The sequence below is a fragment of the Chitinophaga terrae (ex Kim and Jung 2007) genome (genome assembly GCF_900107795.1).
Lineage (GTDB): Bacteria > Bacteroidota > Bacteroidia > Chitinophagales > Chitinophagaceae > Chitinophaga > Chitinophaga terrae.
This window is the reverse complement of the sequence record NZ_FNRL01000001.1, coordinates 507,247-521,927: the sequence shown is the minus strand read 5'-3', so window position 1 is coordinate 521,927 and position 14,681 is coordinate 507,247. Positions and strand designations below refer to the sequence as shown.

13 protein-coding genes and 1 pseudogene are annotated in these 14,681 nt (G+C 47.4%); 6 read left to right on the top strand and 8 right to left on the bottom strand.

Features of this window, described 5'->3' with window-relative positions; genetic code table 11:
• Positions 1-208: pseudogene (locus BLV62_RS28490) on the top strand (hypothetical protein); the annotation flags it as partial.
• Positions 209-301: 93 nt separating this feature from the next.
• Positions 302-970, top strand: a complete 669-nt coding sequence (locus BLV62_RS02015; RefSeq protein WP_089758139.1) for a c-type cytochrome — start codon at positions 302-304, stop codon at positions 968-970.
• A gap of 1 nt (position 971) precedes the next feature.
• Here BLV62_RS02015 and BLV62_RS02010 read toward each other — a convergent pair whose 3' ends face one another.
• Both BLV62_RS02010 and BLV62_RS28745 read right to left on the bottom strand, forming a co-directional pair.
• Positions 972-1,229 carry a hypothetical protein gene (locus BLV62_RS02010; RefSeq protein WP_258522405.1) on the bottom strand — a complete coding sequence of 86 codons (258 nt, stop codon included), beginning with the start codon at positions 1,227-1,229 and terminating at the stop codon, positions 972-974.
• Positions 1,136-1,480 carry a hypothetical protein gene (locus tag BLV62_RS28745; protein ID WP_225889571.1) on the bottom strand — a complete coding sequence of 115 codons (345 nt, stop codon included), beginning with the start codon at positions 1,478-1,480 and terminating at the stop codon, positions 1,136-1,138. Before BLV62_RS28745 ends, BLV62_RS02010 begins: the two co-directional genes overlap by 94 nt.
• A 163-nt stretch (positions 1,481-1,643) precedes the next feature.
• Between BLV62_RS28745 and BLV62_RS02005 the strand changes: the two genes are divergently transcribed.
• On the top strand, positions 1,644-4,022 hold the full coding sequence (locus BLV62_RS02005; protein WP_089758137.1) for an ABC transporter permease: 2,379 nt from the start codon (positions 1,644-1,646) through the stop codon (positions 4,020-4,022).
• Here the strand turns inward: BLV62_RS02005 and BLV62_RS02000 are convergent, their stop codons facing one another.
• Together BLV62_RS02000 and BLV62_RS01995 are read right to left on the bottom strand one after the other, a co-directional pair.
• Complete coding sequence (locus BLV62_RS02000; RefSeq protein WP_089758134.1) at positions 4,023-4,997, bottom strand: 2-hydroxyacid dehydrogenase; 975 nt, start codon at positions 4,995-4,997, stop codon at positions 4,023-4,025.
• Positions 4,998-5,003: 6 nt separating this feature from the next.
• Positions 5,004-7,511: a cation-translocating P-type ATPase gene (locus BLV62_RS01995; protein ID WP_089758132.1), complete on the bottom strand. Its 2,508-nt coding sequence runs from the start codon at positions 7,509-7,511 to the stop codon at positions 5,004-5,006.
• Between the two features lie 412 nt (positions 7,512-7,923).
• On the opposite strand from BLV62_RS01995, the gene BLV62_RS01990 reads away from it, so the two are divergent.
• Entirely contained in the window at positions 7,924-9,303 is a 1,380-nt protein-coding gene (locus tag BLV62_RS01990; RefSeq protein WP_168927807.1) for a glycosyltransferase family 39 protein, read from the top strand.
• Here the strand turns inward: BLV62_RS01990 and BLV62_RS01985 are convergent, their stop codons facing one another.
• A complete protein-coding gene (locus BLV62_RS01985) occupies positions 9,304-9,867 on the bottom strand; it encodes an HPP family protein (protein ID WP_089758128.1) in 564 nt (187 codons plus the stop codon).
• Between the two features lie 277 nt (positions 9,868-10,144).
• Between BLV62_RS01985 and BLV62_RS01980 the strand changes: the two genes are divergently transcribed.
• Complete coding sequence (locus BLV62_RS01980; protein ID WP_089758126.1) at positions 10,145-10,801, top strand: hypothetical protein; 657 nt, start codon at positions 10,145-10,147, stop codon at positions 10,799-10,801.
• Between the two features lie 4 nt (positions 10,802-10,805).
• Positions 10,806-11,189, top strand: coding sequence for a hypothetical protein (locus BLV62_RS01975; RefSeq protein ID WP_089758124.1), 384 nt, complete (start codon positions 10,806-10,808; stop codon positions 11,187-11,189).
• Here the strand turns inward: BLV62_RS01975 and BLV62_RS01970 are convergent.
• From BLV62_RS01970 to BLV62_RS01960, 3 genes are all read right to left on the bottom strand, one after another.
• Complete coding sequence (locus BLV62_RS01970; protein WP_089758122.1) at positions 11,186-12,244, bottom strand: response regulator; 1,059 nt, start codon at positions 12,242-12,244, stop codon at positions 11,186-11,188. The genes BLV62_RS01975 and BLV62_RS01970 overlap by 4 nt on opposite strands.
• 5 nt (positions 12,245-12,249) lie before the next feature.
• Entirely contained in the window at positions 12,250-13,764 is a 1,515-nt protein-coding gene (locus BLV62_RS01965) for a sensor histidine kinase (RefSeq protein WP_089758120.1), read from the bottom strand.
• A gap of 78 nt (positions 13,765-13,842) precedes the next feature.
• On the bottom strand, positions 13,843-14,556 hold the full coding sequence (locus tag BLV62_RS01960; protein WP_089758118.1) for a pirin family protein: 714 nt from the start codon (positions 14,554-14,556) through the stop codon (positions 13,843-13,845).
• Between the last annotated feature and the right edge of the window lie 125 nt (positions 14,557-14,681).

Here is a 14,681-nt window from a genome sequence, read left to right as displayed (position 1 = left end):
CAAAATGCAGGTCTATTGCGTGCTGATCGCTCAATTACTGATGGTGGTCATCAGAAAGAAAGCTGCCACGAAAAAATCTTTTGCTAATATGATCACCGTTATAAGATTACACCTGACAAGCTATGTTGGACTGATGGAATTTATTAAAGACACATATAAAGCATGGAGAAAAAAACACAATGCATCATCGCTTGCCTTTTCACCGTAATAAAGGAGGGGAGCTTCCCCCCATTTTGAAACAATCAAATTTTAGGCTGTAATCCTTATCAGAAAGGGATTACAGCCATTTTTAACCCGATTTTTGTCGGACAATAATGATAAAAAATACACGCTGGCGTTAAGACAGGAAGCTACCCGCAACCTGGGCAAAGGTTGGGATGGGTATGAAGAATTATGGGAGATGGTAGAGAAGAAAGTATTGCCGGCCGACCTGGATACTGTGGCCAGGGTTGTTCTTACCCATGCCTGGCGGCAGGATATCAAGGCAAAAGCAGTAGCTTATTATGAGCCGGAGAAAACTGCGCATTCGCTTCCGCCGGTTACAGAACTGGTGAAACTGCCTGGTAACAGCAGTAATGGGAAGAAGGTGTTCAGTACCTACTGCGCCACCTGCCATACTGCTAAAGGAACGGGGGTGGACTTTGGACCTGGCCTATCTGAAATTGGTGCGAAGCTTACCAAAAGTGCGATCTATGACGCAATTATTAATCCAGATGCCGGTATCAGCTTCGGTTTTGAAGGTTACCTTTTTACCCTGAAAGATGGCACCAAGGTACTGGGATACATTGCAGGAACAACGAACAACGAAGTAGATGTGAGAACGGCCGGCGGTCAGGGAGTGAAGGTGCAAAAGAATAATATCCTTACAAAGGAACCTTACCAGCATTCGCTGATGCCTACAGGGCTGGCAACGGCAATGCCGCAGCAGGAACTGGTAGACCTGGTTACCTGGTTGTCTGAATTGAAATAAACTATTTTTCAAGAATGGCGGTTACGCCCATTCCTCCGGCTGTGCAAATGGAGATCAGGACGCGGCCGGAGCCTTTTTCTTCCAGGAGTTTTGCCGCCTGTGCTACTATCCGGGCGCCTGTTGCTGCAAACGGGTGGCCGATCGCCACACTTCCTCCCTTTACATTCAGCCGGCTCCTGTCGATACTTCCCAGGGGTTTATCCCAACCCAGTTTCCTGCAATAGTCTGCATCTTCCCAGGCTTTGAGCGTACAAAGCACCTGGCCGCTGAATGCTTCATGGATTTCATAAAAGTCGAAATCCTGCAATTTCTTGAAAAATTCCAGTCGGTAGGCCGGTTCAGCAAAGCGCCCAGCGCTACTTCGCCTATCCGTTTGCCTTCCAGGTTAAATTGCCTGATCAGCGCATCAAGGCAGGGAGCCAGCAATTCCTGGTTGCTGATATGATTATATTCTTTGAACGACTTAACAAATGGAATGCGTTTACCGCCAAGGATAGCAACTTTTTTCATGGTGCCGGCTTTTACTAAAGTTAACGAAAAGTGTTCACTTGCGAATGCCGGGTGTCCGTTTACGGACGGATAAGTACATGGCTCTTTTGGGGAACTTCCGCACCCGACTGTATGCTGTTCTTTGGCATTATTTTTTTGACGCCACTTGCTTATTCTCTTACCGATGATACAATTAAACTGGTTCAAAACCGCAATAAGGAACATCCGGAGAAACTTATCTTCTGCCATTATCAATGTAGGCGGATTAACGATAGGATTTACCGGGGCTATGTTATTGTTTTGTTTACTGCACTATCATTTGAGTTTTGATGACTTTCATCCAAACAAAGACCGTATTTACAGGATCGTTTCTGAAACGAATGAAGGGGTTCAAAGCTTTAACCAGGGCGTACCGCAGCCTGTAGGTAAAGCTTTCAAAAATGCTTACCCGTTTGCAGAGCAGGTAGCAATGCGGGCCGACAGGGGATATGCACTCGTGACTATTGGCGAAGGGCTGGAGAAGAAACAGTTCCGCATAAGCGGCAGTTATGTACAACCTTCTTACTTCTCTATCTTCAACTATCCCTTCCTGCAAGGAGATGCCAGTGTACTTCGTGTACCCGGCAACGTGGCCATCACTGAGAAGGAAGCCAGGAGATTATTCCCGGCAGGCGACGCTTATGGGAAAAATATTATGGTAGATGGAAAACTGCTGACCATTGCAGGGATACTCAAGGATATCCCGCCTAACTCGGTAAACCAGCGCGACCTGTTTGTATCTTACGAGAACTATAAGACCGATCAGCCATGGATGGCAAGCGACAGCAGCTGGCCGGCTATTTCAGGAGGCGTACAATGCTTTGTGCTGCTGAACAAAGGAGTGAAGGCGGCAACTGTTGACAATGAATTCCCAAGGTTTGTAAAACAATATAATCCCGATAAGAACACTACACTGCAATTAAAACTGCAACCCTTAAAAGATATTCATTTTAACCTTACGTTTGATGGGGATATTGAGAAGAAACAATTATGGGGACTGGCGGTGATCGGGCTGTTCCTGCTGCTAACAGCAGCGATTAACTTTATCAATCTCTCTACTGCACAGATCTTCTTCCGCCAGAAAGAAACAGGGGTGCGTAAAGCATTGGGCAGTTCCGATAGCCAGATCCGCTGGCAGTTCCTCGTAGAAGCATTCGTGTTGTCTGTTATTGCAGTGGTCTTGTCGCTGCTGGTTGTATTACTTGTCTTCCCTTATTTCAATGATTTCTGCCAGACATCCATCAGCCTTACAGCTTTATATCAATATCCTTTTGTTTTATTTGTAAGCGCTATGGTACTGGTAATATCCCTGCTGGTAGGTTATTTCCCGGGAAGTATCCTGGCACGGCTTAAACCGGTACAGGTAATGAGGGGGCATTTCCAGCAGCCTGCCAGTGGAGGTTTTTCTATGAGAAGAATGTTGGTGGTAGGCCAGTTTGCCATTGTACTTTTCATGATCAGCTGTACCACTATTATTTCAAGGCAGTTGCAATCTGCTATCAGGGGCGACCTGGGCTTCAAACAATCCGGGATCGTATTGCTGGATATACCGGGCAAAGACAAAGCGAACGCTGTTGCCGCCCTGCGCAATAAACTGAAAGGGCTAAGCGGGGTGAAGTCGGTAAGCGCCTGTTATGCTGCACCCATGTCTTCAAACAGCAATTCTACCTCTGTGACTTTTGATAACCAACCGCCGGAATCAGCTTTTTCAGTAAACGTAAAAGCTGCAGATACCGGCTATCTTTCTACCTTCGGGCTTCAGCTGCTTGCAGGCCGCAATCTATATGCCGGTGATTCTGTGAATGGTATCCTGGTAAACGAAACCTTCGTTAAAAAAGTAAAGATCGCTTCTCCTGAACAGGCGCTTGGAAAAACAGTTGCCCTCAACAATAAACCAGCACAGATTATCGGGGTGGTAAAAGATTTTCATGCCGGTACTTTCCATAGCGAGATATTACCTACCTGTCTTTACAGTAAACTAAGCAGTTACTATACCTGCGCGGTGAGCATAGATCCTTACCAGCTGACGCAGGTATTGCCAGTTGTAGAAAAGGTTTGGAAAGAAGTGTACCCCGATGAAATGTATAGCTACAATTTCCTGGATGAGAATATCAAATACATGTACAGTACGGATATTACCTTGTTGAAGTTCAACCAGGTTTTTTCTTTCCTCGCTATCCTGGTTGGCTGCATAGGCGTATTCGGCCTGGTATCATTCATGGCTATACGAAAAAAGAAGGAAATAGGTATCAGGAAGGTATTAGGAGCGGGCGTTGATAATATACTGTGGATCTTCGCCCGGGAATTCATTTACCTGTTATCTGTTGCCCTGGTGATAGCTATACCGCCTGCATATTATTTTATGAACAGGTGGTTAGACGATTTCGTTTATAAGATACAGATAGGGCCATACAACTTCTTTGGGCCGGTATTACTGACGTTTGTACTGGTGATACTTACCGTTGGCGTTAAATCAGTCAGGGCGGCGTTGTCGAACCCTATCCATAACCTGAAGAGCGAATAATTACAAAGTGTAAAGATGGTTCACCGGGTTTAATACCGGTTTGCCGGCCAGGGCTGCAATGATATTTTCGGCTGCTACTCTTGCCATTGCATTCCTGGTTTCCTGCGTAGCCGAACCGATATGCGGCAGTACAGCAACCGTAGGCATTTGCAATAAGGGATTATCCGGTTGCATTGGTTCAGGGTTGGTAACATCCAACCCGGCGCCCCAGATGATCCCTTGTTCGATAGCCGCTGCCAGGTCGGGCTCATTGTGAATGCCTCCTCTTGCTGCGTTAATAAAGATGGCGGTAGGCTTCATCTTCCTGAAAACTTCCATATTGAATTTATCCCTGGTTTCGGCAGTCAGGTTTACATGCACGCTCAGAACATCGCTCTGCTGCAACAGTTCATCGAACGATACATACCTGGCCTGTAAGTCTTTTTCTGCTTTTTCGTTCCGGCGCCTGTTGTGATAAATAATATCCATCCCGAAAGCCGCCTTGCACCGTTGGGCCATCACATACCCGATGTTGCCAAGTCCCCAGACGCCCAGCGTTTTCCCTTCTACATCCACACCCAGGTTAGCGGTGGGAGTAGAGAAATTCCATTCGCCGTTCAGTATCCTCTTATGATGGAAGAATGCTTTGCGGGCGGCAGACAGCATCAACAGGAACGCGGTATCTGCTGTTGCATTGCTTAATACGCCCGGCGTATTGGTGATCTGGATGCCCAGTTCTGTTGCGGCTTTGAGATCTACGTTATCATAGCCTACAGATAAGAGGCTAACCACTTTCATGTGCCGGCAGTTTTCCAGCAATGGCCTGTCGATTTTCCTGCCTCCTGCAAACAGCAGCGCATCATGATCTTTGCAGTAGGCAATACGTTCTTCAACCGTCATTTCTTTGTTCTCGGTCCATTGAGTGACTGTGTGTCCTGCTTTCTCCAGTAATTCCAGGCCTGCTGCCGGGATTATCCTCGTTGCAAATACTTTCATATCAAACTAATTTTTTACTTTATGTCTGCTTCTCCGGATCGCTTTAAATACTTCGAACCATAGTACGGATACCGCAGCAACTGTGCCGCAAACCAGCAGCTCTTGCTTGTCTAATGGCGCTAAACTGAAGAATGCTGTAACCGGCGGGAAGTACAGCATTATTGCCAGTAAAATTAAGGTAAGAACGATCACTGTTACCATCAGGTTGTTATGGTTGCGCATACTGCGGATGAATGAGTAATAGAAAGAGCGGTTCACCAGCGTCAGCAGCACGTTGGCCAATACCAGGGTAGTGAAGGTCATGCTGCGGGTATCTGTTTCTGAATAACCTTCCCCTATGCTCCATTGATAGGCAAACAGTACGCCTGCCGTAATAATTAATCCTTGTATTATGCTGATATTCATTTCCCTGAACGAAAGGAATGTTTGCGTGATCGGCCTTGGTGGCTGCTGCATGGCGTTGGGTTCTATCGGTTCGTTCTCGTATACAATAGAACAGGTGGGACCCATGATCACTTCCAGGAAAATAACATGTACCGGCGTAAAGATATTGGGGTATACCCAACCAAGGAATAGCGGGAGTGAAACAGTAAGGATAATAGGGATGTGGATAGAAATAATATACTGTACGGCCTTTTTGATATTGGTATAGATCCGCCGGCCCATGGCAACGGCATCCACCATCCCTGAAAGATCGTCGTTCACCAGGATCAGAGATGCGGCCTGTTTGGCGATCTCCGTTCCTTTTTTGCCCATGGCAATCCCTATGTGCGCAGCTTTCAGGGCGGGTGCGTCATTAACGCCGTCGCCCGTCATGGCCACGATTTCATGATCTTCTTTCAATGCGTTAACAGCCGCCAGTTTAGCTTCAGGGAACATGCGGGTGAAAATGTTCACCTTTTCCAGGGTTCGTTTCATGTCAGCGTCGTTCATTTTTACCAGCATGTCGCCATCCACAGCGGTATCTGCCTGTTGCATCCCCGCCTGCCTCGCTATTGCGCGGGTTGTAACGCTGTTGTCGCCTGTAATGATCTTGATGCGTATGCCGGCATTGTAGAACTGATCGAATACCTGTTTGATGTTTGTTTTAGGAGGATCGTAAAAAGCAACCAGGCCAATAAATGAGAAAACGATGTCCTGTTGTTTTTCGGGATAGTTGTCGCCCTGCAAGGAAGTGGCAGCCACGCCCAGTACCCTGTATCCTTCTGCTGCCAGTTTATCGGCCTGTTGCTGCACTTCCGATCTCTCGCCGGCGGATAAACCGCAAACCTGGAAGATCGCTTCCGGCGCGCCTTTCGCGGCAACCAGTTTTTCGCCGGAACCGTGGTCGTACACATGGGTCATCATCGGTGGTTTGCCTTCCAGCGGGTATTCGTGCACCATTTTATATTGCGGGCGCTCATCCTTTTCCGCCAGGCGTTCGTATGCTGCATGCAATGTTTTCTCCATAGGATCAAAAGGAACAGGCTCGCTGGCCCACATTGCGGCGGTGACTACGTCGGCGGGGAAGTGTTCCGCGTCGTAGGCCTTGCGTGCGGCAAAAGAATACACAGCCTGCAACTGCATCTTGTTTTCGGTGATCGTACCTGTTTTATCTGTACAGATCACGGTGGCGCTGCCAAGGGCTTCTACCGTCCTGATCTTCTTTACAATAATGCCCATCTGCATCAGGCGCCTGGAACCCAGCGCCATGAAAGTGGTGAAAGCAACGGGGATCTCTTCCGGGAGGATAGACATGGCCAGCGTGAGTCCTTTCAGCAGGCTGTCTGTAATATTTTTACTAAGGATGAAATTGTAGATCCAGACTGCCAGGAATACGGCTACACCTGCAAATGCCATCCATTTCACAAATTGTGTGATCTGTTGCTGCAGGAGCGTAGGCTCTTCTTTGATAGAAAGCACTGCAGCGCCCAGCTGCCCGATCTTCGTATGGGCGCCAACGCTGGTCACTTCGCATATAGCCATGCCCGATACTACCAGGGTGCCGCTGAAAACTGCCGAATCATCACCCGTAGCCTGTTTTGAAACTGCGTATGTTTCGCCTGTCAGGGCGGATTCATTCACCGTAAAATCGTTGCTATACACTACGCGGCCGTCGGCATTGATAGTATTGCCTTCAGAAACCAACAGCATATCCCCGCATACGATCTCGCTGGTTGGGATGCTTGCCAGCTTTCCTTCCCTGATCACTTTACTCAACGGCTCATTTAATTTTTCCAGCGCTTCCAGGGCCTTGCGGCTGCGGTTATCCTGGTAAAAGGATATGCCTGATACGATGCCTATTGCCAGCAACATAAAATAAGCCTCCCCATACTCGCCGGTGATGAAATAAATGATAGTTACCGCGATGAGCAGTAATAACATGGGTTCGCCCAGTATTTCCTTAATAACATTCAGGAAAGGGTTTTCAGGCGGCCTGGGAGGGGTATTGGCGCCGTATTGCTGCCTGGAGGCAGTTACCGCGGCATTATCCAATCCTTTGATCTCAGCTGGTAGATTGATCTTTGCTGCCATGTAGGGTTTCTTTGTTCTTTTTCAATTTACAACTTTTTTCTCCCATCATCCTTTTGCCGCTATTGTCAAAAGATTTCCTCATATTGATGATTATAGCCATCGTTCCTGCAGCCGGTGACTTTCAAAGTGCCTGTACTATTTTCATCACTCTAACGTTAATCCCAATACGAGTATGCTGCAACGCCTCGCCGGCGTTGCAACTTTTAGTTGGTCCTGACCGTTATAAGTAATAGCTTTAAGATGCCGGGCTGTACGGCACAATGCTTGAGGTACAACAGTCACTCGATAACTGTCGCACTAGATGAATGAATCATTTTTGGGGTTTCGCTTTGCTGCCTATATACGAACCAGTCAGTGGATTTTTTGGTCCATTGTTTTTATATTGCTGTTAAGATTATCCTTTATAGGCATTATGGGGCCAATGCCCCAGGATGCCTATTATTATTTTTACGGGCAGCATCCTGCTTTATCTTATTTCGATCATCCTCCCGCCATAGCTTTGTTGCTGAGGGGGGCTACGGACCTGTTGGGAAGACATGTATGGGCAATCAAACTAGCCGACAGCCTGGTCACTTTTGTTACCCTGCTTTCATTTTACAAGTTGAGCACCCTGTTCCTTTCGCAGCGGAAAGCCTGGAACAGTCTCCTGTTTATGGGCTCAACGCTGATGATCACTATTTTATCGCTTGTTTCTACCCCGGATGTGCCGTTGATGGCTTTCTGGACCCTGTCGCTGATCGCCACGTACAAAGCGGTCTTTGAGGCTAAAAAGTGGTATTGGCTGCTGGCAGGGCTGCTTATGGGACTGGCGTTCGACAGCAAATACACGGCTTTGTTCCTGCCGGGAGGAGCGGTATTGTTCCTGTTGCTGAGCCGGGAGCATAGAAAATGGCTGGCATCTCCCTGGTTCTATCTCAGTATCCTGGTGTTCCTCGTCACTATTTCCCCGGTTATCATCTGGAATGTGCACCATAAACTGGCCTCTTTCCGTTTTCAGTCGTCGGAGCGGGCGGATGACTGGGCTTTCAGGCCCCTGGATTTTTTTGGAGTTATAGGGCACCAGGCGGCATTGCTGTTGCCGGTGCTGTTTTTTGCGTTGTTTTTTTACCTGTATAAAGGGATGAAGAAATTTGGTTGGAGAATAGGGAAGATACCTGCCAGGCAATTATTCCTGCTGTGCTTTTTTCTCCCCATTTTCCTGCTTTTTCTCATCATATCGCCGGTCTACTGGGTAAAGATCAACTGGATGATGCCGGCTTACATAACCGGGGTGATCTGGGCAAGCGCCTGGCTAACGTTCAGGCATCTACGCTGGCAGTGGATCTCCGCCCTGGCGGTGCACCTGGTTCTGGCTATTGAAGTACTGTTTTACCCCGTTCCCATTCATTCGGATGATACAATGATAGGATGGAAGGGATTGGTACAGGGTGTGGAAAAACTGGAGCAGGAATACCCTGCCGACTTTATTTTTTCAGCAGATGATTATAAAACCAGCGCCATACTGAACCTGTACCTGGGAAAGATGGTGTATTCAAAGAATATTATCGGCGAAAACGCGTTGCAGTTCGATTTTATAGGTACCAACCTGCAGGCGCTGGCCGGCCGGAATGCTATCTTCATCAATTCCCTCACGGATGTGGATGATGATAAAGACGAGATGGAATTCGTGGAAGAATTGGACCCTTTCTTTGATCATATTACGCCCCTGCCGCCGATAGTGGTGAAACAACAGGGCAGGGTAGTGCGGAAATTCCTCGTTTTCAGGTGCCTGAACTATCAGCCCCCGCGTTAATTACCACCATTTGCCCTTATCCGGGTACTGGCGTATAGACGTCAGGTTATTAACAATAACCGCTACCAGCAACAGGATAGCCACGCCGCTGGCAACAGGGGAAAGTACATACCAGAACCCCAGTTTACGGATGGCGGGCGATCCGGCTATGGCCAGCAATGCAGTGGCCCCGCCGGGGGGATGCACGGTTTTGGTGATCTGCATAGCGATCAGCGATAAAGCTACTGCCAGCGAACAGGCCAGCCATTCCCATTCAGGCCATGGCAATAAATAACGTACCGTTACGCCGATAATGGCGCTGATGATATGCCCTCCTGCCAGGTTGCGGGGCTGGGCCAGCGGGCTTTGCGTATGCCCGTAGATCAATACGGCCGATGCGCCGAAAGAGCCTATAAGGAAAAGATTATCCTTTGCCGGCAGGTAATAATGACTTAACAAACCAACTGCTGCAATACCTATAAAGGCTCCAATAAAGGACCAGAATATATTTTGTTTGTCTACCAATGTTTCGCGGTATACTACGTACCTGGCTACACGGATACCACGCCTGATCTTATGTTTCATATTTAGCGGCGCAAAATTAAGCCATCCTGCCTTAAAATAAAAGCTAACACCCTGATTATCTTGTTTCTAACCGGGGAGGCGGTGACCGCCGTCATCAACCCCGGTGACGAGGATCATGGGTTGGTATAATGATTGTCATTGATGGAAGATATAACCTGTTCTAATTTTGTTGCGCAACAGTGATAGCTGGGGCAAGACTCAATGAACAGGTGCGGTTTGGAGGTATCACCGTCCGGACAGCGGTGATACCTATTCTTATCTCTCAAAATGGAATGACATGTTTCAAAATAGTATCACATCGAGGCAAAAAAAATTCTGCGAAGGGTTCCTTTTCTTTCCAATCAGGCAATTGAAGAAGTACGGCGGGTTTATATACAAACAGTATAGCAAACAAGCCAGGATCAGACCGTTGCTGGATATGAAAATACCGTCGTTAGACTTTCATATGAGCTACGCAACGGTACTGCACAGTTGTATTGAAGACCAGGCCATGCCCCAGGCGGCAAAGATATTGTCCAGGATGGAAGGCTTCTATTCACTGATCCAGCAGAACCCCAATGATGTGTCTGACCTGATCGTTCATTATTACCAGGAGCTTACTGTATGCAATAACGTTGTATTGCGGAATCTGAAAGATGAGTTGGCGCCGTTGTTAAAACAGCAGAAAGAGGATGCGGACTATATCACCCAACAGTACGATCATATCATGAAAGTGCACAGACTGTTGAAAGAGTGCGTAGCGCAGACCCGGAATATGGTAAATATACTGGACGATTACCTGTCGCAGGTTCCCAATGCCATAGGCAATGAGCAGCTTGGAGCATTATTGGAAGAAGTCAAACATTTATACAGCACTCAACAAAGGGTTTGTTTGCTGCTGAGAAATTGGGAAGAGGCGAAGATGCTGCATACGTTGCAAACCTATTACAACTAGATTTATGAACAACCTATTTTCGGGCGGGCGCAATAATTTGATCAGCGAAGACCAGGCGCTTGCCTGTGCTACGTGGCTGAAGATATTGCAGGCGTTAAGAACAGATAATGCACAATTGATACGTCAATTGGCGGATGCTGTGAATAACTCGGCCGACCGGGGTTTCATTGAAGAAGCGGAAGCTTTCCAGTTAAAGATGCTGAGCCGGGAAGAAGCTATTGTACTGTTGCGGCATGAGATAAAGGAACAACTGGCCTGGCTGGAGAATAATGCTCACGGCCCATCGCCACACGATCATTCTTCCCTGAAAGAGGATGTAACGAAGATGGTAATGGACTATGAAAACCTGAAAACTTCTTTCCTGAAATTCCTTAGCATCAACAGCTAATTGATCATTCCCGCTAATTTTTTTACTGCCAGGGAGGCGATCTGTCCTTCTTTTAACGTGATGAGCTGTTCGTCCCGGAAATCTCCCAATGTCCGGATCAGCGACTCTTTTGCTACGCCGGCCACTGCAGCCAGGTTCTCGCGGCTGATATCTATGGTGAAGTTCTTATTTCCGGAAGCGTTATACTTTCTTTCCAGCAATAACAGGGCTTCCGCCACTTTTTTCCTCAGTGAGCTGTAGGCAAGGCTGATCAGCTGTTGTTCTTTCTCCGCCATCTCTTTACATAATAACTTGATAAAACGGCCCATGACTTCGGGATTGCTGCCTATCAGCTGCTCGAAATCCTGCTGCGGGATCATAGCGATCCTGGAGTCTTCCATCGCCTCTGCATAGTCCTGGTAGCTGCCGCCTTCCAGCAGGGCGTTGTAACCAAAGAAATCGCCCTTATTATACAACCCGATTATCAGTTCCTTACCTTCATCGTTGCGTTTGTAGGTTTTTACTTTACCCTCCAGCAGGTAGAACAAGTATTCGGGTCTGCCGCCTTCGTTGTAAATAGCCTGTTTCTTTTTGAAGAGATGGATATTCCTGTCTTCTTTCAGGAGATCGAGCTGTTGCCCTCCTTTCCCGGCAGCCAGCAGTATATTGAGCCCCTGCAGGCCCGACACGGAGTCCTTACGGATCTCGGCGCACCGTTTTAGCCGGCTTTCAATGGCATTCAGCAATTCTGAGCCGTCGAACGGTTTGGTGATATAATCGTCTGCTCCCATTTCCATTCCTTTACGCATATCCGTTCTTTCAGATCTGGCGGTGAGAAAGATGAAAGGCGTGGTTTGCAAAGCCTGGTTCTTGTGGAGCATATGCAATACGCCGTACCCATCCAGTACGGGCATCATGATGTCGCATACAATGAGGTCGGGCTGGTGTTCCAGGGCTTTTGCCACTCCTTCTTTGCCGTTTGCGGCGGTAATGACCTGGTAGTTGGCAAGTTCCAGGATCTCGGCAACATTTTCACAAATGAGCTGGTTGTCCTCGATTAATAATATCTTCTGCATGGAAACTAGTTTTTAGGGAAGGGGATGGTGATGAGGAATTCTGTGCCCTGGTCAAGGGCGCTGTTGCAGGTGATGTGTCCATTCATTAATTCTGTGTACTTGGCTACTATGTGAAGTCCAAGGCCTGTGCCCTGGATATTGGCGACCTGTTCGCTCCGAAAGAACCTTTCGAAAAGATGTTGGCGGTCGGCGACCGAGATGCCTATCCCTTTATCTTTGACTGATAGCTGGAAGAAGTTATCCGTACTGGAGCTGCGAACGGAGATAATGGCATTGTCGGGCGAAAACTTAATGGCATTTGAGACGAGGTTCATAACAATATGTTTCAATAGTGTCGGATCGAGTACGGCTAACGGAGGCCCGTGATGGGCGTAATAAATTTGTTGATGCGATTTTTTAAGTCCTTCCATTTCATGCAGGATGTTGCCAATATGCCGCCCGGGGTCAAATTCGGTAATGTGCACCTGTATCTTTCCTTCTTCGATCTTGCCAACGGAGAGGAAGTCGTTAAGGATATCGGTCAGCGAGTTAACGGAAGAAATGATACGTTGAATATGTTTGGTACGTTTGGCAACATCTGCAGGATCTTCATATTTAGAAACAAGATAGATGGAAGAAAGAATGGCGCTGAGCGGCGTACGGAATTCGTGCGAGGCCAGGGATACGAAGCGGGATTTCAGTTCATTGAGGTCCCGTTCTTTTTCCAGGGCTACCCGCAGTTCTGATTCCGCCTGTTTGATCGGGGTCAGGTCAATGGCTATGCCCATGTACCCATTGATCTCGCTCCCGTTGCGCAGGGCGGATACGGCCAGGGAAACGGGGAGCGTGGTACCGTCTTTTTTTACGTACTGCCACTCGTATTCGTTCCGCAGGTTCAGCCGGGCTTTGATCAGCAGGGTTTCCAGGCCGGCGGGGATCTCCTGGTTCAGTTGTTTGGAGAACTCCGCAGCCCTGAGCGCTATTTCTTCTTTGTCGTGCAGGATCATGGGCGTACAGAAATCAACCACTTCACTGGCTTTATAACCCAGTATCCTTTCGGCGGCGGGGTTAAACCATTTGATATAGCCTTCTTCATTGGTAACAATGATCATGGCGCCGGCATTGCTCCAAAGATTATTGAACACGCTGTTCACATCCTGCAACGCCTTTTCTTTCAGGGCCAGTTGTGTTTTCTGCTGTTGCAGGTCCTTCAGCGTTTGTTCTATGGATTTTTTGTCGGAGATATCAGTAACATGAATGATATGCAGCGGACCTTCAGGGGTTGCGTGGGGAGTAACGGTTACTTCGGCCGGAAACCGGCTGCCGTCTTTTCGCCTGATAAATTTTTCACTGCCCTCGCACAACACCAGTTGGTGAATAGGCTGGTCTGTAATTTCTTCTTCCGCATATCCTGACTGCGAAAGTAAGAATGGATTAATCATCAGGATGTTGTCATTATCATCTGTAACTATGATACCAATAGCGGCCAGATTAAAGAGAACATCGAAACCTAGGTAATGCTGGTGTTGGGCGTTAAGCATATACAGGCAATTATCCGTTACGAGGTCTAATAAATTTACTGATTCTCTCCGGAATAAAAACTACCTGTAAATAATTATTTATTTCTGGTTGATAGGCGTTTCGATAATGACAAATTCTGTTTTATCGGCGCATTTCAATGACACTTCTCCTGTTTCCCAGATCCCGATGGCATCGCGGGGTTGCAGTCCCTGATCCTGCACCCTTAAACTGCCGGAAATTAAGAAAATGAATAAACATTTATTTTGAGGCTGGAAAGTATAGGTAAGGCTTTCCGGTTGTTCGTAATAACCCAGCGAAATTTTCGTGTTTTGATTGATCCAGCAATGTTGCAATCCTTCTTCGTTGGATACCACTGTTACCAGTTTATTAATTCTTTTTTCTTTAGGAAAACTTCTTTGCTGGTAACGCGGAGCAATGTTCTGCAACTTGGGAGAGATCCATATCTGCAGGAAATTCACTTCATCGTTGCCAATATTATATTCTTCGTGCCGGAGCCCACTTCCTGCGCTCATGATCTGAACGGCAGGGGCGGTGATCTCGGTACTGTATCCCATGGTATCTTTATGGTTCATGGTTCCCTGCAGGAGGATGGAAATGATCTCCATATTCACATGCGGGTGAATTCCGAAGCCTTTGCCTGCTTCTACGTAGTCGTCGTTGAATGCCTGGATGGTACCGAAGGCGCTGCGCATAGGATTGCCGTAATCGTTGAAGCTAAAGAAGAAGTTGCTTTTTAGCCAGCCGATATCTTTGACCCCTCTGTCGTTTGCAGGAAAAAGCTGAATTTTCATATTCTGTTTTAAATTTAGGTTCAAAGGTATTTAAAATACAGGTAACATCTGAAGGCAGCCACAGCAGTAAGAACACGCTGCGTATAGCCTGGCAGGTAAGGGAGCGATTGGCACGATTATTTGCT